The following is a 24,412-nucleotide window of genomic DNA, read 5'->3' as shown; positions in this document are numbered from 1 at the left end:
TTCTCTCAAAGCAAAGCACGACTATGATGACCAAATTTGGTTTTGTCGAATTCGCTCCCTGGTTTGTAAGCTTTGTCCCATCAGCAATTAAGAAAGATTTGTCAGGCAGTCAGGCTGCACCCTCTTAAGTTGCCGGGTTAATAGTTAGCTGAAAACTTTGGCTAGATGCTCCTGATCTCGATAGAAATAAGATTCAGGATATGTTACTTTCTATGGCTCCTGTAGTCCCTGTAGCACATTCGCCAACAGCATCCATTACTAAAACTAAGCCCGTAATGACAAAGCCCCAGCAGCAATGCTGGGGCTTTTTGTACGCCTGCCTAAGCACTCAACCGCTCGATTTTCTCAAGCTTTTGCTGTAATGTCCCGATCTCTCGCTCCAGTCGCTTCATTTCCTTCCCGCAACCGCGATCGCATGTAAACATTCCAGTCATTCTCTAACCAGCTCCTAGCTAGGAGAGAGGCGATCGGGGCGATCGGATGGGCGGGGCTGATCAAGGTTTACCCACGATGGAGCGCTGATAGGAGGATTGGGTTGCTCAACTTCATTTCTAAGAAGCTGCATCTCTGTTTGTTGCCTCAAGTCAAGTAGCGTAAATTCGACTAATTGCTCGATCAGCGTTTTAAGTAACTCTCTCTGTTCAGTATTTAATTCGCTAGCCAGCAAATAGAACAGATGTGCATTATTTGAAGAGGCAGGATGCTTGTAATAGTTTTCAATGATTTGATCTCTCCACTTTAGAGGATCATTATTTTCTGCATCAGTCATTGTTATTGCTCTAGTTGCGTTCAAACTTGTGGGGTAGTGCCTAACTCTTCACCGATCAGGCTTCGCAGTCGTGCCAGTAGTTTTGTTTTCTCCTCCTGATAGGCTTCTGATGCCTCCAATTTGGCGATCGCCTTATCAGTCATGCCCAGATAATCTAACACTCGCTGCTTAGGCTTGGGGCAATCGTCAGTCCAGTAGTTTTTCACTCGATAGTAGTAGAAATAGTCTTTTCGCCCCTCCGAAGTGCACGTGTGAACTCGTTTGCGGCGAATGAAGGACATGCTTCTGTAGTGCCTAACTCGTCATCCATCATAGCAAAAGTTGGGCACAACAAAGAGCTTGCTTAACCCGATGACGAAGCTGAGCGAAGGCTTTGTCCCGCTTGCGAAACCATTCCCGCGAGAGATTGACCGTTTGGGCAACCTTGCCCAGCCATTGTTTGCTGCCATCAACGGTGCCAATGCCCAACGCTGCTCAATAATTTGGCGATCGCCCCTTCCATCTAAACTGCACGACGCTTTTCCCCAGACTGACGAAGACGCTCCCTTCTAAAAATTCTTGCGACACAACCGTACAGGTTTGATTCAGTCAATTGTTTACTGAATCGCCTGGATTTAGTGTCCGTTGCTACTTAATCTCAACCCAATTACACCCAAAACAATCAAGCCGATGGAGATGATTTTGAGAGCGTTAGCTGGTTCTCTAAACCACACAATGCTGACAATGGTAATTAAAGCTGTTCCTAAACCTGCCCATATTGCATAAGCTGTAGTAATTTCCATCTTCTTTAACGCCATCGTTAGGAAGACAAAGCACAGTCCATAAAAGCAAAAGATTAGAATGCTGGGAAGGGTTTTAGTAAAACCCTGTGACAACTTCATGCAGGTAGTTCCAGCAACTTCAGCAATAATAGCCAAGCCCAAATAAAGCCACTGCATGAAATAATTGCCTTGTGATGTTACTAACCAAAACGGAAAAACCAGGTCATCTGTTAACGATAGCACCTCACTTCGATTAACTCATGTGCCTCTGCTGTCGTCACCAGTGCTGTTACTCTAATTTCGAGAAGACATTTAGAAATTGCGGATAGCGTCCGAATGAGTGCTTTAAATTAAAGCAGGTTCACGAACATAGGTTGAAGAGTCACCTTTGAGTGCCTGACTCAATTTGCCATCAATGCTTTGTGGGCGCTCGCCTACGATGGTGACTCGCTGTACTCGTCGGGGTTGCCCTTCATAGTCATAAATGGCGTAGTGTTGGGTCGATCGATTGTCCCAAAATGCAACATCTCCGACTTGCCACTTCCATCGAACTGTATTTTCTAAACGTGTTACATAGGACTGCAACAGCCGCAGCACATCTTTTGACTCCGTCTCAGATAGCCCCTGGATGCGTTGCACAAATGCGCCAGTGAACAATCCCCGTTCACCTGACTCTGGATGTACCCGCACAACAGGGTGCAGGGCTTCATACAAGGTTGAGGTAAATACCTTGTGGTAATCCTTCAGGGCTTTAGAGGGAGTAATGGCAGCGGCAGCATAGTCATAAACATTACTATGGACTGCCCAGAGTTGATCGGCAATGGTGCGAAGGTGAGTGGGTAAATCTTGATAAGCAGTGGCTGAATTCGCCCAAACGGTATCGCCACCCACAGGAGGAATCTCAACGGCTCGTAAGATAGAACCGAGCGGAGGGCGATCGACAAACGTTACATCCGTGTGCCATTCATTAGAACGGGTGGCTGTGCGTCCATAATCCAGATCCAGGACTTCAGTATGCTCTACCAGCGGAGGCAGGGTGGGATGAGCTGTTGTAATCTCACCAAAGCGACGAGCAAAAGCAACATGTCCGGCTGCATTGAGAGATTGTTGTCGAAAGAAAATGACCTTGTATTTGATCAATGCCTGACGAATCTCTTGAATAAACGTGTCGCTTAGCTCACCACTCAAATCTACGTTAAGAATTTCTGCACCAATCCGTGCGGATACAGGAGAGAGTTCAAAGGTTGTAAAGCTCACAGTTATTTTTTTCCCTCTAAAGAATCATGAGTACAACGATCGCAGTAGGCAATCGATCGCCCATTAAAAGCAGTGGAAACTCCGGCACTTATAGCGCGTGGGGTTACGATCTAACCGTGGTTAAAAGAACTGGAATCATTAGTGTCCATGTGCCTTATCCGGTTCTCGAATACCAGAAACCAGGCTTTCTCGCACTTCAATAAACTCTTTAGACGAGCGCAAACTTGCAGTGGATTCTTTACCTAGTCGATTGGCAAACGGATTGGTAATATCTTTCACAATTCGACCCGGACGAGCGTGCATCACTAAGAGGCGAGTTGAAAGTAACATTGCTTCTTCAACATCATGAGTGATGAAAAAGATGGTCTTGCCGGTACGATGCCAGATATCTCTTAAGTGAGTCTGCATTGATTCTCGGGTTAGAGCATCAAGCGCACCAAACGGCTCATCCATCAATATCAAGGATGGATTAGCTGCTAATGTACGGGCGATCGCTGCACGCTGCTGCATTCCTCCTGAGAGTTGATAGGGTAACAACCGAGCGGCATAGTCTAGTCCCACCATCTCCAGATAATAGGAAACTCGCTGCCTGCGCTCTTGCTTTGAGATCTGTCGCATTTTGGGTCCAAACTCGACGTTCTTGGCGATCGTCAGCCAGGGAAATAAGTTAGGACGTTGAAAGACAACCCCTACATTTGCATCCGGTTTGGTATGAGCTTTGCCAGATACCGTGACTGTTCCTTGTGTGGGTCGCTGATAGCCCGCCAATGCTCTCAAAAGCGTCGTTTTGCCGCAGCCTGATGACCCTAGAACGCACACAAAATCTCCAGCTTTGATTTCCAGATTGATTGATTTCAACACTTCAACTTGGGCATTTCCCGCTCCAAAGGTCAGCCCTAACTCAGAGATCTGGGCGATCGCCTCACCTCTGACTGCTGGGTTAGAAGGAGAAATCACTGTTTGGGAATAAGCATTCATAGATTTTCTAGCTCAATGATTTAGATGTACAAAATGCGCTTTTGGTAAGCGTCCTGATCAGGTGCAGACGGAATCGCCTTTTGCTCAACCATGAATGCTGCCGTATCTTCCAACGCCTTTGCAGTTGCTCCTGGTTTATCTGATGTACCGAAATACTTGGCATCTTTCTGCTCAGAAGAAGTTAACCAGATAGATTGCTGCGCCTGGATTGCGGCTTCTTCCGAGGTAACTCCCAATTCAGATGCTAGTGCGTTTACAGCCTCATCTGGCTGATCACGATACGTCTGCACTGCCTGGTCAAGCATTGCTACATACTGCTTCAGCACATCAGGATACTGTTGAGCAAACTCGCTCCGCGCCACTGCTACCGTAAAGGTGGCATAGCCTCGCTCTGCCAAATCCTTTGAAGTCGTCAAGATTGTTCCTCCATCTTGCTGAAGCTTTGATAGAGTGGGCTCCCAAACGTAGCCACCATCAATATCCCCGCGTTGCCATGCTGCCAACATATCGGGAGGAACCAAATCTAAAACGGTTAATTCATTTTGCCCGATGCCTTCCAGCTTCAAATAAGACAGCAGTGAGTAATGACAAGTCGAGCTAGATGGAACAGCAATCTTCTTACCGCGCAGATCAGCCGCAGTCTTAATGGTGTCTCTCACAACTAAAGACTCCGCTTCGCCAATCAGGTCATACAGATAAAAAATATCGTAAGGAATGCCGCTAGAAATTCCAACTGCGGCGGCTGTAGACCCTAATACGCCAAAATCAATCCCTTTTGCAGCCAGCCCTGTATTAACATCTCGACCTGCATCAAACCTGAGATATTCCACTTCCGAGTTGGGAAAGGCTTCCTTTGCTAAACCTAACCCCTTTGCCAACAGCTCAGACCCTGCATAGACCTGATATCCAACCCGAATCTTTTGGGGGGCGGCTGTCCCTGATGCTGAAGATGCAGCGGTTGTCGATTCTGGAGTAGATGATGCTTCAGGAGATTGGCTAGTGCAACTAGAGGCAACCCACGGTAAACTCAAACCCACTAACCCAAACAACACATGTCTTCGTTTCAATGACATAGGAATAACAGTTGAAGAATTGAATACAGCAAATCGCTACTTAGCTATCACGACCAATCCAGGGAAGCTGTGTTCTTTGTACCCAGCGAATTCCAGCATCAATCAGAATGGCAATAATTCCCATAATGATGATGCCGACGAAAATTACATCACTTCGCAAAAATTTGCTGGCGTCTAACACCATCCAGCCAATTCCAGACACCGCAGCGACCATTTCTGCTGCTACCAGGGTTGAGTAAGCAACACCGATCGCAGTCCGCAATCCTGTAAATATTTCTGGCAAACACGATGGCAAAATCACGTAAAAAAACAACTGCCACCCTTCTGCACCCAGTGAACGGGCTCCATTAATGCGATCGAGAGAAATTCGTTGTACTCCCGAAATCACTGCTAGAAATAGTGGTGCAAATGCTGCCAGAAACAGCAGGGCTATCTTTGAAGGGTTTTCAATGCCCAGCCAGATAACTAAAAGTGTGTAATAGGCAAGGGGGGGTAGCGGTCGGTAAAACTCAATGATTGGGTCAAGCGCAGCTCGGATCGGACTAAAGAAACCGCATAACATACCCAGGGGGATTGCAGTTGCGATCGCCAGCACCAAAGCGACTCCCAACCGATACATACTCTGGTAAATGTGAAAAAACAGAGAGCTTCCCTTGTACCCATCCCTTAGGATTTCTACAAATGCAGACCAAACTGCTAGCGGAGTGGGTAGAAAAAGAGGATCAACCCACTCTAAAGCAGTGGTCAGGTACCAGACGAATAGAATCACCAACACCGAAGTAAGAGAAATAAATCCCTCTGTGGTCGAGAGCTTCCTTAAAAGCGCCCAGGATTGAGAACCAACGCCACGGTTAATACCGGACGGAGCATTCCTCTGCTGACTCGTTTTGAGCACCATAAAGAGTAAATCAAGCAGTGAAGTGTAGTATGCCATTAAAATACTACGGTTTGTCGCTCGATTTTAAGTAGTTTTAAAAGCTTAATGTTTGCTTCAGTATGGAGCCGCCTGAAAACGACCCTTGTGGCATCTGCGGAGCAGCACGCCTATCAAAGCGGCAGAACTATTTATCAGATTAAGCATGGGATGCTCTCGAACTACTTGATTGAGCAACTCAAGCACCCATCCATTCCAATGTCCCTTGCGTAAGTCTTGATTTGTTCTAGTTCAGTGGTTTTGTCTTCCGAAAACCCCGGGGAGACACTCTAGCGAATTAGACAACTCTCTTGCGCGAGTGAAGAAGCCTCTGCTATTAACACAATCTCGCCTTGTGCATCAATCCGCCATCCTTGTGCTTCTACAATTGAGCTAGGCACATCTGTTGCAGGGCTACGAGAACCATCAGGAGAAGCCGCTAATTGAACAGGTGACTGCACGTCATCTAATACATTACTGCCGCTCAACGGTTCATAAGGACTGGTTGGCAAGCCGCCCCTTCCACTGCTAATAAATCGGCTAGTCGCGCGATCGCCTCCCCCCCCACAGGCTTGGCTGATTTCTGTTGTTACAGGAGCATCAGGCAGCTCAACAGTTCCCTGGCTAGGATCAACGTCAGGGGTTGTGATAATGACCTGACCACTTAATGCAGGATTAACCTGCGAAATGGCAGTAATGTCATTGCTGGGTAAACGCTGAGGGTCCAGTTCAGTTGGATCATCGGTTTCCAACAGTGTTTCAAGTTCTGCTCTACTGCGAGGTGCTAAGCCTAAAATACTTTGAGATGTAATGCTGACTTCACCTCCTGAACCGGCAAAAGCATTCGCAGTAATGTCACTATTTTCTGAAGGGACGGCAACAATAAAGTCAGCATTAATCGTGATATTGCCACCACTACTATCATTTAGTGCTCGAGCAGAGATAAGGCTGCGATCGCGCATCAGCAAAATATCCAAGTCTTGTAAAACAATATTTGCACCGCTTCCTGCTTGAGTTTGTGCTGTTAGCTCTCCCTCATCCAAAAGAACAGATCCAGCACTAATTGACAAATTACCTGCCGCTCCCAAGTTGTCTCCTTCCACCGTCACTTCTGCTCCATCTCGAACTATCAACTCCCCGGTTGTAATCCTGACATCTCCAGCTTCTCCAGACCCCGTAGACTCAGCAGACAAGGTACTGCGAGCTTCCCCAATCGTGCCTTCTACAAGGATGAAATCAGTAGCCTGCACATCCAGAAAACCACCTTGACCTTGACCTCGAGTACGAACTTGAACAATCGCTCCATCCTGAACGGTCAATTCTCTGGTTGTTACTGTTACTCTTCCGGCGCTGCCAATACCGTTAGGTCCGGCGTTAGAGTTTAGACTACTGCGAGAGCTTCCATTGATTCCAATCAGCCGGATAGAATCAGCAACTACCTCTAGTTCTCCCGCCTGTCCATCACCCCGAGTCGTCGTTGTAATGATCCCTCCGTCTTCAGCAATCAATCTCCTGGTCTGAATTCTTAAATCTCCGGCATCGCCTACACTTCCATCTTCAGTACGCGTACTCAGTTCACTACAGTTTGCAGGAATACAGGCCATGACTTCTACCTCTATCGCCTGTATATTCAAGCTTCCAGCGTCTCCAGTTCCTCGGGCTTCCGTAAAAATCCTTCCTCCATCACGGATGCTTAACCTCCCAGTTTCAATAGAGATATTGCCTCCATTTCCCGAACCCAGAGCAGTTGCAGATATAAAACCGTTATCATTTAGCACCCTTACAAAATCAGTAGTTTGCACCGTCACGTTGCCTGAATTAACTTCTGCTCCAGTTCCAGTTAATAGCCGAGACCGATCTAGAGTCAGGGATTCAGCTTGAATATCGATATCACCTCCAGTGGTTGAGACTTCGCTTCCACTCGTAATTGCTACTGCACCTGTGGAATCGAACCTAAAGTTTCCGAGCTGATTATCGTTTAATTCATTACTGATGCAAAAAGTTTGTCCAGTTGAAAGGCAACTTGCTCTAATCACTAAATCGTGAGCATTAATTTCGATACTGCCTCCCTTAGCATCTGCAAGAAGCACACGAGATCCGTCGATTATAAATACGTTTGCTCGGGCAACGCCCGTCGGAAAGACTAGGTGGAGTTGGTTATTCACAAACTGTAAATCTACGACTCCTGGTTCTGCGAGTCCACCTAACTCAATGCGACCACCTGGAGCTATGAGAACGCTACTAGTTAACCTAACGTCACCTCCTACCAGTACTAAAGCTTCACCTGGCTGTACCTGTAGTCCATCAACTGCTTCACCTATATCGTCAATTCTTCCAGCTTGATGGATGATACTTTGGGGTGCCCTGCCAAATTGCAAACCGATCGGAAGGTTCACAACTAGAGTGGGAATGGGTTGGGGATCGGTAGTACTGAACTCCCAATCGTCAAACTGTAAGCTGTCTGCTGTACTTGCCAGAAATGAGCCTCTGGTATCTAGCTTTGCATTTTCTCCAAATAAGATTCCATTGGGGTTGAGCAAAAATAGATCGGCAGTACCCAATGCACTGGGAGAGCCTACCCCTAACGTCCCTAAAATTTCAGAACGGTCATTTCCTGTGATTCGGCTCAGGATATGGGTGATTCCAGACGGATTTTCGAAGTAGACACTGCGGTTCTCAGGAATATTGAATTCTAAGAAGCTATGGAAAAGAATGCTTCCTCGCCGAGTGCCGCCTCGAATTTGATTTATTGAAGGGGCAAGCGATTCAACTTGTGTCTCCAAATTGCGATCTGGGGCAGTATCAGGGGTGAGATTAGATTGAGCAAAGGCACAATGTTTAGACAAGGTAAGCACCCAAACCAGGGTTACAGAACTTGCTAATCCAAGCCTCCAAATCTGCAACCACTTACGCTGAAACATAAAACCACTTCATCTTTTGCAATCTCTAAGATGCGATCGCTCCAATGCTTCGCGCCCAAATTTCAAACGTACTTATAAGAATCTTAAATAACATAAGTGGAATAGGGACTGTAATTTACTTCAGAAAAATTAATTTTGCTGATTTAGGTTGGACTACCTAAAAACTAAGTTTCGAGATCTATTTCAACCAATCTTTATAGAATCTTTAAACCATCACCTATTACCGGATTAATCAATCGAAGTAGTTTTCAAATACGGCACTGCTCAATCCAGGTATGAATTGTATGCTGCGCGGATAGGTTACTCCCGCTACAACTCATCCTTCAGACCAGCAAGACTAATTGTTGCCGTTGCGAATAACAACTTACTGATAAAGTTTCAGTAAACGTATTGTTAACCTCCGGAGGAGCATGTCAGTATTTACACAGATACGAAGTGTGTTGGTGCTGCAAGCAAGACAGTTAGAAAAAAGGCGTCATTAAAGATTCTCAGCCATTGCATCAATTCCTGATTTCAGCATTGATTGCATCAACAGAGAAATGAAGCATTGTGAATTTACTAACTTTGAGGAGGCAAAGGCTCTATGAATTTTAAGTCTACTTTAGTCTGTCTTGGGTTGATTGCTGGTAGTACTGTGGCTTTACCTACTGAAGCTCAAGCAATAGCCCTTTCTATTAACAGCAATACTGCCACAAAGTCAGTAACCTTTGATGAACCTATTGTAATTGATTCTATTCAAATACTTACGCCTAGAAGCGGTGTTACGGCTGTTGCGTGTCTTCCTGGACTACGATGCACTTTTAGTGCAGGTGGAAGAATTAGTAGTAGACCTTCTACCCTCACTCCAAGGGCTAGATACAACAATCCTTTTGGTGGCGCTAGTGTTAAAAGGTTAATACTAATAGCGAGATCGGGCTCGTCTTTTCGAGTCAAAGTGAGGACAGTACCTGAGCCTTCTACTGTACTAGGTACACTAGTGGTCGGTACGCTTGGTGCAGGTCTATTGCGGAATCGCAAACAACGACAAACCCAGTGAAACCTAGCTTTTGCTAGCCTTCTGTATAAATTGTGGTGCAACGGAACTGCACCACAATTTATGTTGCTAAAGCAGATCTGTTTACGGGTAGGGCAAGCATTCATTATCTCTACGACAAGGTGAATGTTGCTCCTCTTAAACCGCCTGAGCCTCTGCCTCTTGAAAGTTAATGGAGTTCCGCCATGCTTGGGGTGAGGTGTTGTGAAACTGACGAAATTGACGAATGAAGTAGCTGACATCTGCATAGCCAACCGTTTCAGCAATCTGACTGACGGAGTGAGCTGTATTCACTAGCAGGTTGCGCGCCTCGGACATTCGACGTTCGGTAATCCATTGTTTTACCGTTCGCCCCGTTTGGCTTTGCACCAGGTTAGTCAGATAGGCAGGAGAATAACCTGCGGTCTGAGCTACATCTGCAAGGCTAATTGACTGGTGATAGTGCGCTTCAATGAAGCGGAATACTTTAGCCAACTTGGGGTTGTTCGGGAAAATAGATTTGGGGTTTGCTGGAGCAGCGTTTGTCGCAGATAAAGATTCAAGCTGAGTATTAGCGTACCAGTGTTTCAGAGTTTCTTGGCGTTGCAGACGAGTGGCGATCGCCAGCAAAAACTGTTCCACGGTACAGGGCTTAGTTAGGTAATCATCTGCTCCCAATTCCATTCCTCGTCGCAGGTTGGTCATGGTCACTTTGGCGGTCAAAAAGATAAAGGGAATGACTGCTGTGGAGGAGTTTTGGCGCAGGGTAGAGAGGACAGTGTAACCATCCACATCGGGCATCATGATGTCACACACGATCAGGTCGGGTAAGTGAGTTTGCGCGAGCTTCATTCCGGCTAACCCACTTTCAGCACCTAATGCGAAGAAACCCTCAAACGACAAACATTTCAAAAAGATATCTCGCGTTTGCGTTTCATCTTCAATCACAAGAATCTTTTTCATTCTATCCTTATCTCAATGCTCAAAAACAGCACGAGTTAGCCTCATGAAGCCTGCTCTGAGTGCAGATCTAAGGAGGCTACAGTTACGTTTTTCCTGCATCTATATCTAAATGTTTTTTAGATAGGTTTTATGTGTAATGCACTACAGTATGATTGGAGCGCAGCGGTTATCCCTTTGGCGAAGTATGAAGAAATTGCCCTGATACAAAGCTGGTATAAGTTTATCTGTTTCAAGTCTGTTCACTATAAATCTGACTGTTCACAACCTACTCAATTAGCTAACCCTTCAATCTAACTATGCGGCAATATTACTGGCTGTCCTCCTCACCGCTATCTTCTAACCCATCTCTATCTTCTGATTCACTGTCTTCTGACTTATCTGATGCACCGATTTGCTTAGAAGCATCTACGGATGCCAGTGTAGATCTAGAGAACCTGCGCCGCCAGCATCAGCTCATTTTGAATGCCATTGGTGAAGGGGTGTATGGCGTAGATTTGCAGGGCAACGCCACTTTTGTCAATCCGGCGGGCGCTCAAATGATTGGCTGGGAGATTCACGAGCTAATTGGCAAGTCCATGCATGATGTCTTGCACCACTCCAAACTCGACTATACTCCTTACCCTAAACAGACCTGTCCAATTTATGCAGCCTTTAAAGATGGCGCTGTGCACCGAGTTACAGATGAAGTGTTTTGGCGAAAGGATGGCACCAGTTTTCCAGTGGAATATATCAGCACACCTATGCGTGACGAACAGGGAAAACTGATTGGAGCCGTCGTCACCTTTCAAGACATCACACAGCGCAAATGGGCAGAGGCAGTTTTACACCGTGCCAACGAAGAATTAGAACTTAAAGTGAGAGAACGTACGGCTGAACTCTATCAAGCCAATGAGCAGTTAAAGGAGTTAAGTGAGTTGCGATCGCGCGTTGTGTCAATGGTTTGCCATGAGTTTCGCAATCCGCTCAACAACATTTTGCTGTCGGTTTCTTCTCTAGGAAGGTACGGCACTCACTTATCGGCTGAACAAAAGACAAACTATCTGCTGGGTATCGAAGAAAATGTAGAGCGTATGACCCAGATGATTGACGCAATTTTAGTCATTGGCAAGGTTGAGGCTAAGCGAATCGAAATCCAGCCCAGCCAAGTTGAGCTTGTGCAGTTTTGTCGCAATCTTGTCTCGGAGACGAATTACGGCAGCAGCGGTCATCAAATCGAGTTCATCTGCCGCAACAAAGCCATCCCTGCAAAACTGGACGAGAAACTGCTGCGATCGATTCTAACTAATATCTTGTCCAACTCTGTGCAATACTCACCGCCGCAGAGCAGCATTCGGTTTCGCCTATCGCGACAAAAGCAGCAGGTGATCTTTCAAGTCAAAGACCGAGGAATCGGCATTCCGCCTGAAGACCAGCCTTACCTGTTTGAGCCGTTTCACCGAGGTAGGAACGTCAGCAACATCCCCGGAACCGGGCTGGGGCTGAATATTGTGAAGCGATTTGTGGATTTACAGCAGGGCACGATCGAAGTTGAAAGTCAACTTGGAGTGGGCACGACCTTTACAGTTATCTTGGACGCGGAGCGGCGATCGCTAGCTGCTCCTGAAGTTGTGGAGTAGGGGCGATCGCCGACGTCCTGTGTATTCAGGGTTAAGGCACCGAGACTAGAAAACCTGAAGCGCTCAGGCTGCAAGCACTTCGTCTGTGCAGGTCAAAACTTCAATTAGTGCATCAAGATTGTCTGCAATCAAAGCCTGGATTTCATTATCCTGACTGGGCAAGTTGGCAAACAAACGTTTGATTTCCTCGATCTCTGTCGAAGAGAGAGCATTCAGTTGGGCTTGTAGTTTCAGAGGAATCTGCATAAGAAGTGACCGATCAGGTGGTTGCTATAACTTAAGCATCGCTAATCGGTACTTCATTCGCAATCAGCCAAAATCCGTAAATAGTTGCCAAGATTTTGGGCTTCGACTCAATCTTTAGGTTTAGGGCGTGGCGATCGCTGCATCCTATGCCTCAAAGAGCGTTAAATTCCTGCCTGAAATTCTTTTAGGAATCTGATTTAGCAGGTTCGATAGGAATCTGATCGTTGGGTTTTATCTTCTCCTCGTCCCCTTTCCATTGGTTCAGAATATCTTCGACTAAAACTTCTTTTAACCAAATCTGCACTACAACCAGCAGGGGTACTGCCAAAAATAGTCCTAAGAAGCCAAAAAAGATGGAGGAAACGACTACGGCCAACACGGTAAACAACGGTAGCAGAGATGCTTCGTGCTTCATTAGTAGAGGCACCAACACCAAGCTTTCAAACTGTTGAATCAGGAGATACAGGATAATGACAGCGCCCGCCTTCCAAGGTGTGTCAAGTAATGCCAGCAGCGTTGGTGGAGCGATGCTCAGTGTAGGTCCAATATTGGGAATAAATTCTAGTAAACCGGCTATGAGCGCGTTCACAAGCGGCAACGGCACTCCTAGAATGAGTAGACCAATATAGCTCACAACGGCAATGGTAAGCATTGCCAGCAAAGTCCCCCGGCTCCAGCCTACCAGTGATTGTTCACACTTGTCCAAAATTTCGTCAACCCGCCGACGATAGAAGGCTGGAAACGCCAGCACAAACACCCGTCGATACTGCAACGGATCGAGCAACAGCATGATCGTGATTGCTAGAAACAGCAGCAAACTTATGACAGCGCTGACTGAGTTGCTGACCAATAGCCAAAAGTTACCCAACAGGCGGCTAGTCCAGTTCTGCAAATTTTGCAGCAGCGCACTGATGCTGCGGTTGTCTTCTAATATCTGCCCTGGAATCCGATCTTGTAGCCACTCATATCCTGCCCGCAGTTGCTCAATCCCTTCTGGCAAAAGGGCGGTGAACTGCTGCACCTGGTCACCGATTTTGGGCACAATCACCAAAAAGAAACCGGCTAAAGTGACAAACAGAATCAATAATGTGATGGCGATCGCAATTCCCCGCTTGACTCCGCTCATTTGCAGTCGCCGCACAACCCGATTTAACACCGTTGCGAAGACTGCCGCCCCAAACACGAGCAAAAGCACTTGACGAATGCGCCACATGATGTAAAGCGAGATCAAAAGGGCGATTACGCTGATCCATTGCCCTAAACGCACAAATTCGCCTCCTAAATCGCTTGAGCAGATGGAGTAACTTTAATCCGTTTCAAGCGGGTCGGCGTCCTCCTTAAGAGCGTAAGTCAGGCAAAACCTGAGGGCGTGTGCAGTACTCTAAATTTGCTTACTTCTGAGAATAGTTTGCAATAAGGCAAAGAGAATAGTAATCTGAAGACGGTTTTATTTTTTTCATTTCTCGTCGAATTTTGCTCGCCCTTATGCCAGAAACGTTCCTACGTGGCTCTATCAATTAGCAATCGCCCTTAATCCGCAATCCAGAATAAAGTCAATGACGATTACGCTTTCTCAATACGATTATCGGGCACTGTTTCAGGATGCAGAAGAAAATGCCCCTACTACTGACGAATTTGATACGGTCTGGAAGTACCCTGAGCAGTTGGGGCAGGGATATTGGCGCGAGATTCAATTGCGGGATGGGTTAGAACTGGCGATCGCTCATTATCAATTGCACGACTCGATCGTGATGCAGTTGCCAGAGCGAGAGCATCCCTTAGAATATACCTTTCACCTTTCTGGTGGTCATACAAATCAGGGAAGTTCTGCTCGTGCTGGGCAATACTCTCTCTACGGCAGTGGCTTAGCTCCCGCTGAACTTACAGAATGGTCTGATACTAAGCAGGTTGATGTGAATGTTCACATCGATCCAGAGCTATTCACAACCTGGCTAGGTCAAACTTCAGCCTCTCTTCCACAAGAGTTGCAGCATTTAATTAAATCTTCTCCACAAATTTATCATGTTTGCTCTGGTACCACGACAGGAGCAATGCAAACAGCACTCCAACAAATTCTTCAATGCCCGTTTCAAGGCATCACCAAACGAATGTATCTGGAGAGCAAAGTTTGGGAACTGATGGCTCTATTAATAGAGCAAGAGTTAAAACGACATGAGACGACAAAAAGTATCTATCCTACTCACTCATTAAAGCCTGACGATGTCGATCGGATTCACCAGGCCAGAAATATTCTATTGCAGCGACTTGACAACCCACCTTCACTGATTGAGTTGGCGCGACAAGTGGGTCTTAATGACTGCACGCTCAAGCGGGGATTCCGTCAGGTGTTTGGCACGACAGCTTTTGGATGTTTGCACGAGCATCGCCTAGAGCAAGCCCGACAGCTTCTGGAAGAACGTCGATTGAACATCTCTGAAATTGCTCAATCCATTGGGTTTGCCAACCGCAGCTACTTTGCAGCGGCTTTTCGCAAACGGTTTGGGGTAACTCCCAGGGCGTATCTATCGAGAGATAGGAATTCCGCCTAACGTTCAAAAAATTCCGGGTAGCAGTCAGAGCGATCGCTAATATACCCACATTTACCAGTATCTTACTGAGAAGAATTCTTATTTACCTGAATAGAACAGTGGTGTGTGGCGTAGTGTTAAGACCAATTCAGCAATCGGCATTTCTAACATTTGCGTTAGTTCTAATGACTTCTCCTGCCTGGGCAGAGGCTAATTTTTCTGATGAAGAGAGGGAACGATCGGCAGCAGCAGCAGCAGAAACTCAAGAAGAATCAGTTGCAACAAGCGATATTCCTCAATTAAGTGAACTCGACCGTCCAGCAACAACCCTTTCAGAATGGGTCGCTCAATCTACAGCCGCACCTGTACCCATTACGGGAGTGCAGTTAAATTCAACGCCACAGGGATTGGAATTACAGTTGGAAACAACTGGGGTGCCTCAACCTGCCGCACCGTCTGTTGTTGGAAATGCGTTAATTGTCAATATTGATAATGCAACATTGGAATTACCCGATGGAGATGAATTTCAGGCATCTAATCCGGTTGAAGGCGTTGCTCTAATCGCCGTTACCTCTTTACCTAATAATCGTGTGCGCGTTGCGATCACAGGTTCAGAAGCACCTCCAACAGTCGAAGTTGTAGAAGGGCAGGGGTTGCTGTTTAGCATTGCTCCAGGGGCAGAGACAGCAGAAGGAACAGAGACAGAAGCGATCCAGATCGTAGCGACGGATGAGCAGGATGACGGCTATAACCCGTCAAACTCCAGTACGGCAACGGGCACGAATACTCCTCTGCGCGACATTCCACTCTCGATTCAGGTGATTCCACAAGAAGTGCTTGAAGACCGAAACGTTGCTGAAGTAGGAGATGCACTTGAAACAGCAGGGAGTGTAGTTTCAGTAGGTGGACGAGGGACCAGCGTATTTGGGCCAGGTTTTCTGATTCGAGGCTTTCCATCTGACAACGGCATCTTTCGAGATGGCATTGCTACTTTTTCACTAGCCCCGTCCAGCACAATTGATCTAGAACGGGTTGAAGTTTTGAGAGGTCCGGCTTCTGTGCTGTTTGGTCAAGGAGAACCGGGCGGTATCATCAACCTGGTTTCTAAGAGACCCTTAAGTGAGCCGTTTTACTCAGCCTCATTCACCGCAGGTAGTTTTGACACTTATCGCGGCGCTCTAGATTTCTCCGGACCTTTGAATGAGGCGAGCACTGTTCGATATCGGCTAAATTTAGGCTATGAGAACTACGGCAGTTTTCGCGGTTTTGTCGATGGAGAAAGATTAGTTATTTCTCCTATTCTCACGTGGGATATTGAGGAAAATACTTCTCTTGATTTGTATGGTCAATACGTTAGAAATCAGGAGACAGTTGATGAAGGGATTCCCGCATTTGGCAATGGGATTCTGGACGTTCCACGCGATCGCTTCTTTGGTGAAGACTTTGGTGAGTTTGAGCAAGAGCAGTTTAGTCTGGGCTACAGGCTCAATCACCAATTCAATGACGCACTCTCTGTAAGACACACGCTGCAATATTTGCAGTACGAACCAGAACGATATTACCCATCCTTTGACTCATTCGATGAGGCGACTGGAGAACTTTCTCGCCTCGAATACTTTGCGGGTGGCTCATATCGACGATTCTTCACCAACGCTGAGGCGATCGCCGAGTTCAACACAGGTTCGATCGAGCATCAGGTACTAGCAGGAGTTGAATATCGCCATGATGCAGAAGCTCCAGAGTTTCAATTCAGCAATCTCTACACACCGATTAATGTATTTGATCCGGTTTACACCAGAGATCCTTACGATATTAAGCCCGAGTTTTTCCGAGATGACAACATCGATACGATCAGCGTTTATCTGCAAGACCAGGTTGAACTTCTGCCTAACCTAAATCTACTGGCAGGCGTTCGCTATGATTCTGCTGACCAATTTCGCACCACTCAAAATCTAGATGAACCTAGATCAGAATTTGAGCAAACCGATAGTGAGTTTAGCCCTCGATTTGGCATCGTTTATCAACCGGTTGAGTCGATCTCGCTCTATGCTTCTTACACTCGCTCGTTTAATCCCTCCTTTGGAGCTAGCCGCAATGCGGATGCTTCAACCTTTGAGCCAGAAACAGGGCGACAGTTTGAAGTGGGAATGAAAGCCGATTTGCCAGACCAACTGAGTCTAACCCTGGCTGCTTTTGATATTCGCCGACAAAATGTTAGTAATCCTGATCCCGACGATCCTGATTTCTCGCTTCAAACAGGCGAAGTCGCTAGTCGCGGTATTGAACTGGGCTTGGGCGGAGAAATCTCATCAGGTTGGGATATTACGGCTGCCTACACTTACCTGGATGCTTATGTGAGTCAGGATACCCGCCCTACAGTGGGTAATAATTTGGCTAACGTTCCTGATCATCAGTTCAGCCTATGGACAACCTACGAAATTCAGCAAGGTGATTTAGAAGGACTAGGATTTGGTCTAGGGTTTCTGTATCTGAGCGATCGCTTCGGTGATTTAGACAATACTTTCACCATTCCCAGCTTTTTCCGAACGGATGCTGCTGTGTTTTATCGGCGGAATAACTGGCGTGCTCAGTTAAACATTGAAAATCTGTTTGACATTGAGTACTTCACATCGGCAAACTTTGACTCTCGATTAGGAGTTAACCCGGGTGCGCCTTTAACCGTATTGGGGACAATCACAGTAGAGTTCTAATGGTAGAAATGATGCCTAAGTGGAGACGTTGGAGAATGCTGGTGCTGGTGCTGCTAACGCTAGGATTAGTAGCTGCTTGCCAGGGAGGTTCTTCAACCGACAGGTCGGGAGCAATCACAGAAAACTGCACTTCAGTAGAACATGTAGCTGGGATAACCTGTGTACCCAATTCATTTGAGCGATTAGTCACGCTAGACTCTGTCACCTTTGAAGCTGCGATCGCAGTGGACCTTAAACCCACTGCGACCGTTTTCTCTAACCTTTCATCCCACTTAGGCAATCAACTGAATAACGTTGAGAACATTGGTCAATTCGGGGAACCCAATTTGGAGAAAGTGATTGAACTCAATCCCGATCTGATCGTGGGCGTAGATTCTTACCAAACGATTTATGCTCAAACATCACAAATAGCGCCAACCGTTCTGTTCAAATTTGAGCATAGCGGTCAGTGGAAAGAGTTTTTTCAAACTGTGAGTGAAGCGTTGGGACGAGGAGATGTCGCCCAGAAGGTAATGGCAGACTACTCTAAAAGGTTGGAGGAGTTTAAAGCTGCAATGGGCGATCGCCAACCCAAAGTTTCTGTTATCAGAATTTATCCCAACAGCATCAATCTTTACCTGCGAGATTCCTTTCCTGGCACTGTTTTGCAAGATGCTGGGCTAGCCCGTCCCCCTGCTCAAGACTTGGGTGCAGATGAAGCTCAACGCTCTGCCAACAACCCAATTCAACAGGCGATTAGCCGCGAGTTGTTGAGTCAGGCAGATGGAGATGTCTTGTTTGTTTGGACGGCAGAAAATGAGGCTGAGGCAAATCAGGAAGCCCAGAAAAAGCTAGAGGAGTTGCAGAATGATTCCCTCTGGAAAACACTTAATGTTGTGCAAAACAACAAAGTGTATCTCGTTCCAAGCTATTGGATTGGCAGTGGACCTCTAGCCGCCAATGCGATCGTTGATGACCTGTTTAAGTACCTCATTGAAGCACCCTAACCATGACAAAACATACGCTGTTTGTTTGTAGAACATGTAGTGCGACGATCGCCCATGATGATGTCACCGACGACACCATTACAGAGGGAGTTTTGTTACTTAAACAGTTACAGGAATTGAATCTGACCGAACTGAATGTGCAATCAGTAGGGTGTTTATGGACGTGCGATCGCCCTTGCTCTGTTACTTTTGCCTGTCCTGGCAAATACACCTATCACTTTGTTGATCTGCACCATGCCGAGTTTGTATCTGAATTGCAGCAGTTTAGCGAACTCTACCAGAATAGCGCTGACGGATATGTGAAACCGCCCAAAATGCCAGGAGAGTTGCGATCGCGCTTGCTAGTTAGAGTTCCACCCTTGCCGGAACCTTGAAGGAAAGATGCAATCGCTATAGTAGATCTCCTCGTGCGTGAAATAGCCTAGGACCGACCCTTAGACAGTTGTTCGATGCTCAATCAACTCGTTAAAAATAGAGAAATGCTATGAAGATCAGGAGCCTAAACGATGAGTACACAGCAGAAGCATCCGGATGACAGCGCTATCACTCCTTTAGGGGAAGATCAGCAAAACGCGAAAATGCTTAGAATTGATGGCAATCGCCCAATTGATGGCAGCGATCTTCAGGTACAGAACGTTTTACCAGTAGATGGCAATCGTCCGATCGTTTCTGATGACCTTGATGTACGTGACACCCTCGAAGTGGATGGCAGCCGTCCAATTGCGGCTAGTCCAATAGAGACTGATAAAACTTTGGGGATTGATGGTAATCGCCCAATTACTCCTAGCAATTTTGATGTGAAAGAATTTGTCCACGAAGATGGCAGACGACCGATTGAAACAAACGAAGTTCAAGTTCTCAAAACGCTTCCAGTGGATGGCGCTCGCCCAATCACTTCAAATAATCTAGAAACTCCGGATATGATCCGAGACTATATTGACTAGGTAGATACTCAATTTTTACCATTGGCTCCCTGTATCCGCTCTTAATAGCATTATAGTAATAAGTATCAATGCCTGCCTGCGCTAACCTGGAGATTCTCAATGGTAATACGGTGCTTGAAGCTGGCTCAACGATTCTGGTTGTTACCCGCCTAGAGCTAGTCCACCTGATGATCAATTACCTAGGCATTTACGCTAGTCATCTTCCAACGATAGAAGTTTCTCATCCAAATCCTTGACATAAGGCTGTACTAGATCTTCTGGGACAATGCGTTTGCGGAGCGCATCGCTCACGGCTCCTTTTTCTGCAAGAAGCAGTCGTCGTCGAACTGCATCTAGCCCGCTGCGATCGCTCTGCAATTCACCTGCTCGATGCTGATTATGAAAATCTCGCAGCACTCGTTCTGATTGTGCCACTCGCGCTTGATAAGATGCCCACAGTTCCTCGTAAACTGCCTTGGGTAGCACACCTGATTTTAGTAAACTATCCAATTCATCTTGAGCTGCTTTAGCCGCGATCAACTGGATCTGCAACTTTCCCATCTCCTGCATTATCTCAGAAGCATGGCTAATGTTAAGGCGTTTGATTATCCAGGGTATGACTAATCCTTGTATCACTAGAGAAAATAAAACGGCACCAAACACCAATTCAATAATGAGATCTCGTCCAGTTAAAGTGAGGGGAATCGCAACGGCTAGCGCCATTGAAAGAGAACCTTTGATATTCCCTAAGACTAGAACGTGCTGCCATCGTAGTGGAATAGGACGATCAAATCTTCGCAGTCCTGCTAGCAGTAAATAAACTGAGAGAATCCGTCCCAGTTGGTATGCCAAAATCACAAGTAGAATCGATGGCAAAATTCTCCAGAGTGTGGCTGGATTGATCTCGATACCAATCAGCAGAAAAATAAATGTGTTGACTCCAAAACCTGCATATTCCCAAAAGCTCAGCAGAGTAATGCGATCAGATGCAGAGGAACTGCGAGGTAGTCCCAGACTGCCGAAAACCAGTCCCGCGATGACTACAGCCACCGCACCCGATACGCCCAAAAATTGCCCGATCTGAAAGGTTCCCAATGCTAGAGCGACCGTCAGCAAGAGACTACTTAACGGGTCATTCAAGCGAACAAATATGGGTAGGCTCAAGTAGCCTAAAATGGCACCCACTAGTCCCCCGCCCAAAGAAACAACAAGCAGTTCCTTCACACCTTGCACAGCCGTGAGCGAACCTGTTGTATAAATAACTAAAATTAAATTGAAAGAAATTAGAGCAGCTGCATCATTAAACAGGGTTTCTCCCTCGACAATGGTGGATAGTCGAGAAGGCACACGGATTTCCTTAAAGACTGCAATCATCGAAACTGTATCGGTATTTGCTAGAATCACTCCGATCAGCAGCGCAGGAATCCAGCCCAGCCCCAAACCATACTTCACGATCGCTGCAATGATTGCCGAAGACAAGATTGATCCTGGTCCTGCTAAAAGGGCGATCGGTTTGAAGGTACTGCGGAGACGGCTGACATCGGTATTGATTGCCGCTTCAAAAATCAAAATTGGCAGGAAAAGATTGAGAACTAGAGAGGGGTCTAACCCAATCCGATGCGAGAGAACCTCTGTAATGGGTAACCCTGCCAGAACTAACCCTGTTACATAGGGAATTCGCAACCGCTGAGTCACCAGGGCAACCACCGTTGCGATCATAAGCAAAATAATCAGAATAATGACCAGTTCAGGAATGCTGCCTGCCGCTTGATCGCTTTCAACAGGGCTGTTGCTTAACGGATTTTGTTGCGCGACCATCCACTCCATTGCCGATCCTCCCATAAGTCGCTATGCCCTGAATTCAAAGGTTAACTACTGTTTGAGTCTACAGGAATTCCCACTGTGCTTGAAGGATCAACGCTGCATCAGAGTAATGAGGTGAATGTTAATGGGGTTGAAACATCATCTGTGTTTTGCTTAGGTGATTGTGGCGATCGCTCTTGCTTCTTGCTCAGCTCAATCTACCCTACAGAAGCAACGAACCATTAGAGAGCGCGAAACGTTGCTAAGGGAAGCCACGTTAGATGAGACAGAAATGGTAATGGGGCAAACCGTATAGGTCCCTGTGTATTCACACATTTATCATTACAATAACCCCTAGAAACGGCATAAGTATTGGGAAGATTTTTCATTAATGATAGGCTTCTTGGTGTAAGCTCGTTTTCCCTTTCTCACTTACCTAGAAACAATGGCGATCGCCCTTTCTCAAAGTGACTACTGGAATTTGGTTCAGAAGAATATAGCCGATGAGCAAACTGCATCTACCCCCGATTCGGCTGACATTACCTGGCACTATCCAGCCCAGTTGGGGCACGGTTCTATTCGAGAAATTCGGCTGCGTGAGGGGTTAGTTTTAGCAATCGCCGACTACCAACTTCACCAGGATTTGATTGTTGAGGTGCCTGAACGTGAGCACCCGCTGGAATATGAATTTACGGTTGTTCAAGAGCATCCTCAACAGTCTTGTTTTTCAGAGCATTACTTCTTTTCGGGAGGTGGTTTGGCTGAAAGCAGCATCCATGAAAATGTTTCGGGTTGGCAGGTTCTCGACGTGAGTTTTCATCTGGAGGCAGAGTTGTTTCGGTTGTGGATGGGCGATCGTCTCGAACATGCACCCCCGCTGAGGGAATTGGTGAACCCCTTGAAACAAGACCGCTATACCCATGAGGCAACTCCGACGATGGCAATGCGAGCTGTCGTGCAGCAAGTTCTCAACTGCCCTTACACAGATATGACCCGGCAGATTTACTTGGAGAGCAAAGTTTGGGAACTAGTGTCCCTCCATCTAGAACAAATGCTGCATCCGCTCCAAAACCCGCCTCAACCGTCCTTTAAGCCCGATGATATTGATCGACTTCACCATGCCAGGAAAATTCTGTCGCAACACCTCAATAATCCACCCTCACTTAAAGGCTTAGCTCGTCAAGTCGGGTTAAATGAGTTCACGCTGAAGCAAGGCTTCCGCACCATTTTTGGCACTACTGTCTTTGGCTGCTTACACCACTACTGCATGGAACGAGCCAGAGCATTGCTGGAAGCTGGAAGCTTGAACGTGAGTGAAGTTGCCCGTGAAGTGGGGTTTGCTAACCGAGGCTATTTTGCGGCTGCCTTTCGCAAAAAATTTGGCACTAATCCTAAAGCCTATTCGCTTGTTGCTAAGCAGCAGATAGGTTAAAAATTCCTGTTAGTGATCAAAAAATTCCCGCTGTTGATCAAAGCGATCGCTCACACGTTCAATCTTACCTGTAAGCTATTTGAGAATTATTTGCAGATAAGCAAATGCAAAACGAAGTAAGGGAATCGCCTGGTTCTTCTGGTTTGAGTTCCTTTCCCTGGTGTTGGCGTGTGGAGGCATGATGAATCAATTACAGCGATCGATTTTTGTGGCAACGGTGCTGTCAGTTTGCTGTGTCCAATCGGCATGGGCAGAAGTCAATTCAGAAGATTTAGAAGTTGAAAATTCTGGAGGCACCAATTCTTTAGAACAGGTAGGTGCAACCAGCAGCATTCCTCAAATCAGTGAGTTAGAACCTTCTGCAACAACTGTTGATGAGTGGATTACCCAAATTGCTCAGTCCTCCACTGTTGAAATTATTGAAATACAGGTGAATCCGTCGGATTTTGGACTCGAAGTAACCCTGGAAATAACCGGAACGCAGCCAACACCGTCTACGTCCGTTATCGGAAATGCATTGATCATCAATATCCCTGATGCGGTGTTATCTCTACCTGATGCAGATGAGTTTCAACAGTCTAATCCGGCAGAGGGAATTGCGCTAATCAGTGCAACAAACTTACCTAATAACCGCGTACGAGTAGCCATTACTGGAGCAGATGCACCTCCGACAGTCTCCATCAACGCAGTAGACCAAAATTTAATATTAAGTATCACTTCAAATGCCCAAAGCATTGAGGCAACCGAAGAGGACGCTATTCAAGTAGTAGTAACGGATGAGCAAGAGGAAGGGTACATTGTGGATAATTCCACGACCGCAACCCGGACTGATACGCCTATTCTAGAAGTTCCTGGTTCGATTCAGGTAGTTCCACAGCAGGTGATTCAAGAGCAGAACGCACTACGATTACCTGATATTTTTCGTAACGTGAGCGGGATTGGAGAAGAAGGCGGATTTGGTGATGCGCTGGATCAGTTCAACATTCGAGGGTTTACGGCAACGGGTCAAATATTTCGCAATGGAATTCAGGTGCCCAATGTTTTTTCGCCCCTAGTTGAAACAGAAAATTTGGAGCGGGTTGAAATTTTAAAGGGTCCCGCATCGGTGTTGTATGGTGCACTTGAGCCAGGCGGCATTATCAATTTAGTGACTATGGTTACAGCTCAATGCAGTACAGCAAGGAAAGGTCTTTGAAGTCAAGGATTACTGGCATGTAGCCAGCACACCTACTCAAGCCATGATGGTTTTGGATGATTTATCTAACTATCTAATGAATTCAGTATCTTCAAAACTCGATCGCATTCTAGAACGCCAAACTTCAACAACTCAAACCAGTTGGCAGGAAAATGCGATCGCCCAATCCCTTCCTGCAAGCCAATAAAACCGGGTCTTTTTAGGACTTATACGGAATCCGGATGGTAGAGTGACACTAATTTATTCCTCCTTCCACCAATGAAAAAGTGTGTGTCCACGAATGGTGTCTGGCATGGCTGAAAGAGTAAGACAACGAGAAGCTAAC

At 46.4% G+C, this 24,412-nt stretch carries 22 protein-coding genes; 10 read left to right on the top strand and 12 right to left on the bottom strand.

What is annotated here, in order from left to right; translation table 11 throughout:
- Window positions 1-448 precede the first annotated feature (448 nt).
- Window positions 449-769 (bottom strand): hypothetical protein, encoded by a 321-nt coding sequence (locus H6F93_RS14735; RefSeq protein WP_190681965.1) that lies wholly within the window; start codon window positions 767-769, stop codon window positions 449-451.
- 20 nt (window positions 770-789) lie between these two features.
- Complete coding sequence (locus tag H6F93_RS14730) at window positions 790-1,050, bottom strand: hypothetical protein (RefSeq protein ID WP_190643718.1); 261 nt, start codon at window positions 1,048-1,050, stop codon at window positions 790-792.
- Between the two features lie 70 nt (window positions 1,051-1,120).
- On the opposite strand from H6F93_RS14730, the gene H6F93_RS14725 reads away from it, so the two are divergent.
- The gene (locus H6F93_RS14725; RefSeq protein WP_190681961.1) at window positions 1,121-1,321 is read left to right on the top strand and encodes a hypothetical protein; all 201 of its coding nucleotides are present in this window, start codon (window positions 1,121-1,123) and stop codon (window positions 1,319-1,321) included.
- A gap of 62 nt (window positions 1,322-1,383) precedes the next feature.
- On the opposite strand, the gene H6F93_RS14720 is transcribed toward H6F93_RS14725, so the two are convergent.
- From H6F93_RS14720 to H6F93_RS14695, 6 genes are all read right to left on the bottom strand, one after another.
- A complete protein-coding gene (locus H6F93_RS14720; protein ID WP_190643720.1) occupies window positions 1,384-1,707 on the bottom strand; it encodes a DMT family transporter in 324 nt (107 codons plus the stop codon).
- A 168-nt stretch (window positions 1,708-1,875) separates the two neighbouring features.
- The gene (locus tag H6F93_RS14715; protein ID WP_190681958.1) at window positions 1,876-2,787 is read right to left on the bottom strand and encodes a TauD/TfdA family dioxygenase; all 912 of its coding nucleotides are present in this window, start codon (window positions 2,785-2,787) and stop codon (window positions 1,876-1,878) included.
- A gap of 138 nt (window positions 2,788-2,925) precedes the next feature.
- The gene (locus H6F93_RS14710; protein ID WP_190643722.1) at window positions 2,926-3,765 is read right to left on the bottom strand and encodes an ABC transporter ATP-binding protein; all 840 of its coding nucleotides are present in this window, start codon (window positions 3,763-3,765) and stop codon (window positions 2,926-2,928) included.
- 20 nt (window positions 3,766-3,785) lie between these two features.
- Window positions 3,786-4,838 carry a taurine ABC transporter substrate-binding protein gene (locus tag H6F93_RS14705; protein ID WP_190681955.1) on the bottom strand — a complete coding sequence of 351 codons (1,053 nt, stop codon included), beginning with the start codon at window positions 4,836-4,838 and terminating at the stop codon, window positions 3,786-3,788.
- Window positions 4,839-4,878: 40 nt separating this feature from the next.
- On the bottom strand, window positions 4,879-5,772 hold the full coding sequence (locus tag H6F93_RS14700; RefSeq protein WP_199313726.1) for an ABC transporter permease subunit: 894 nt from the start codon (window positions 5,770-5,772) through the stop codon (window positions 4,879-4,881).
- A 269-nt stretch (window positions 5,773-6,041) separates the two neighbouring features.
- Window positions 6,042-8,672 carry a beta strand repeat-containing protein gene (locus H6F93_RS14695; RefSeq protein ID WP_190681952.1) on the bottom strand — a complete coding sequence of 877 codons (2,631 nt, stop codon included), beginning with the start codon at window positions 8,670-8,672 and terminating at the stop codon, window positions 6,042-6,044.
- Window positions 8,673-9,255: 583 nt separating this feature from the next.
- Here H6F93_RS14695 and H6F93_RS35805 point away from each other — a divergent pair.
- Window positions 9,256-9,708, top strand: coding sequence for a PEP-CTERM sorting domain-containing protein (locus H6F93_RS35805; RefSeq protein ID WP_524537950.1), 453 nt, complete (start codon window positions 9,256-9,258; stop codon window positions 9,706-9,708).
- A gap of 135 nt (window positions 9,709-9,843) precedes the next feature.
- Here the strand turns inward: H6F93_RS35805 and H6F93_RS14680 are convergent, their stop codons facing one another.
- The gene (locus H6F93_RS14680; RefSeq protein WP_190681943.1) at window positions 9,844-10,647 is read right to left on the bottom strand and encodes a response regulator transcription factor; all 804 of its coding nucleotides are present in this window, start codon (window positions 10,645-10,647) and stop codon (window positions 9,844-9,846) included.
- 296 nt (window positions 10,648-10,943) lie between these two features.
- Here H6F93_RS14680 and H6F93_RS14675 point away from each other — a divergent pair, with 296 nt between their 5' ends.
- Entirely contained in the window at window positions 10,944-12,263 is a 1,320-nt protein-coding gene (locus H6F93_RS14675; protein WP_190681940.1) for a PAS domain-containing sensor histidine kinase, read from the top strand.
- 63 nt (window positions 12,264-12,326) lie between these two features.
- Here H6F93_RS14675 and H6F93_RS14670 read toward each other — a convergent pair whose 3' ends face one another.
- The gene (locus tag H6F93_RS14670) at window positions 12,327-12,509 is read right to left on the bottom strand and encodes a hypothetical protein (RefSeq protein WP_190643728.1); all 183 of its coding nucleotides are present in this window, start codon (window positions 12,507-12,509) and stop codon (window positions 12,327-12,329) included.
- A 184-nt stretch (window positions 12,510-12,693) separates the two neighbouring features.
- A complete protein-coding gene (locus H6F93_RS14665; protein ID WP_190681937.1) occupies window positions 12,694-13,776 on the bottom strand; it encodes an AI-2E family transporter in 1,083 nt (360 codons plus the stop codon).
- Window positions 13,777-14,065: 289 nt separating this feature from the next.
- Between H6F93_RS14665 and H6F93_RS14660 the strand changes: the two genes are divergently transcribed.
- The 5 genes from H6F93_RS14660 to H6F93_RS14640 all read left to right on the top strand — a co-directional run bounded on the left by H6F93_RS14660 (window position 14,066) and on the right by H6F93_RS14640 (window position 19,678).
- Window positions 14,066-15,058 carry an AraC family transcriptional regulator gene (locus H6F93_RS14660; RefSeq protein ID WP_190643730.1) on the top strand — a complete coding sequence of 331 codons (993 nt, stop codon included), beginning with the start codon at window positions 14,066-14,068 and terminating at the stop codon, window positions 15,056-15,058.
- A gap of 164 nt (window positions 15,059-15,222) precedes the next feature.
- Entirely contained in the window at window positions 15,223-17,748 is a 2,526-nt protein-coding gene (locus H6F93_RS14655; RefSeq protein ID WP_190681934.1) for a TonB-dependent siderophore receptor, read from the top strand.
- Window positions 17,748-18,734, top strand: coding sequence for an iron-siderophore ABC transporter substrate-binding protein (locus H6F93_RS14650; RefSeq protein ID WP_242043471.1), 987 nt, complete (start codon window positions 17,748-17,750; stop codon window positions 18,732-18,734). The genes H6F93_RS14655 and H6F93_RS14650 overlap by 1 nt, the downstream gene beginning before the upstream one ends.
- 2 nt (window positions 18,735-18,736) lie before the next feature.
- Window positions 18,737-19,108 carry a DUF1636 family protein gene (locus H6F93_RS14645; RefSeq protein WP_190681931.1) on the top strand — a complete coding sequence of 124 codons (372 nt, stop codon included), beginning with the start codon at window positions 18,737-18,739 and terminating at the stop codon, window positions 19,106-19,108.
- A 132-nt stretch (window positions 19,109-19,240) separates the two neighbouring features.
- A complete protein-coding gene (locus H6F93_RS14640; protein ID WP_199313725.1) occupies window positions 19,241-19,678 on the top strand; it encodes a hypothetical protein in 438 nt (145 codons plus the stop codon).
- A 192-nt stretch (window positions 19,679-19,870) separates the two neighbouring features.
- Here the strand turns inward: H6F93_RS14640 and H6F93_RS14635 are convergent, their stop codons facing one another.
- Window positions 19,871-21,484: a cation:proton antiporter gene (locus H6F93_RS14635; RefSeq protein ID WP_242043470.1), complete on the bottom strand. Its 1,614-nt coding sequence runs from the start codon at window positions 21,482-21,484 to the stop codon at window positions 19,871-19,873.
- 421 nt (window positions 21,485-21,905) lie between these two features.
- Here H6F93_RS14635 and H6F93_RS14630 point away from each other — a divergent pair, with 421 nt between their 5' ends.
- Together H6F93_RS14630 and H6F93_RS14625 are read left to right on the top strand one after the other, a co-directional pair.
- Window positions 21,906-22,892 carry a helix-turn-helix transcriptional regulator gene (locus H6F93_RS14630; protein ID WP_190681924.1) on the top strand — a complete coding sequence of 329 codons (987 nt, stop codon included), beginning with the start codon at window positions 21,906-21,908 and terminating at the stop codon, window positions 22,890-22,892.
- A 178-nt stretch (window positions 22,893-23,070) separates the two neighbouring features.
- The gene (locus tag H6F93_RS14625; protein ID WP_190681921.1) at window positions 23,071-24,087 is read left to right on the top strand and encodes a TonB-dependent receptor plug domain-containing protein; all 1,017 of its coding nucleotides are present in this window, start codon (window positions 23,071-23,073) and stop codon (window positions 24,085-24,087) included.
- The last annotated feature ends 325 nt before the right edge of the window (window positions 24,088-24,412 follow it).

Origin of the sequence: Leptolyngbya sp. FACHB-671 (genome assembly GCF_014695745.1) — a bacterium.
Classification (GTDB): Bacteria; Cyanobacteriota; Cyanobacteriia; order Elainellales; family Elainellaceae; genus JAAUTN01.
The sequence above is the reverse complement of the archived record's forward strand: the minus strand, read 5'-3'. Positions and strand labels throughout refer to the sequence as shown.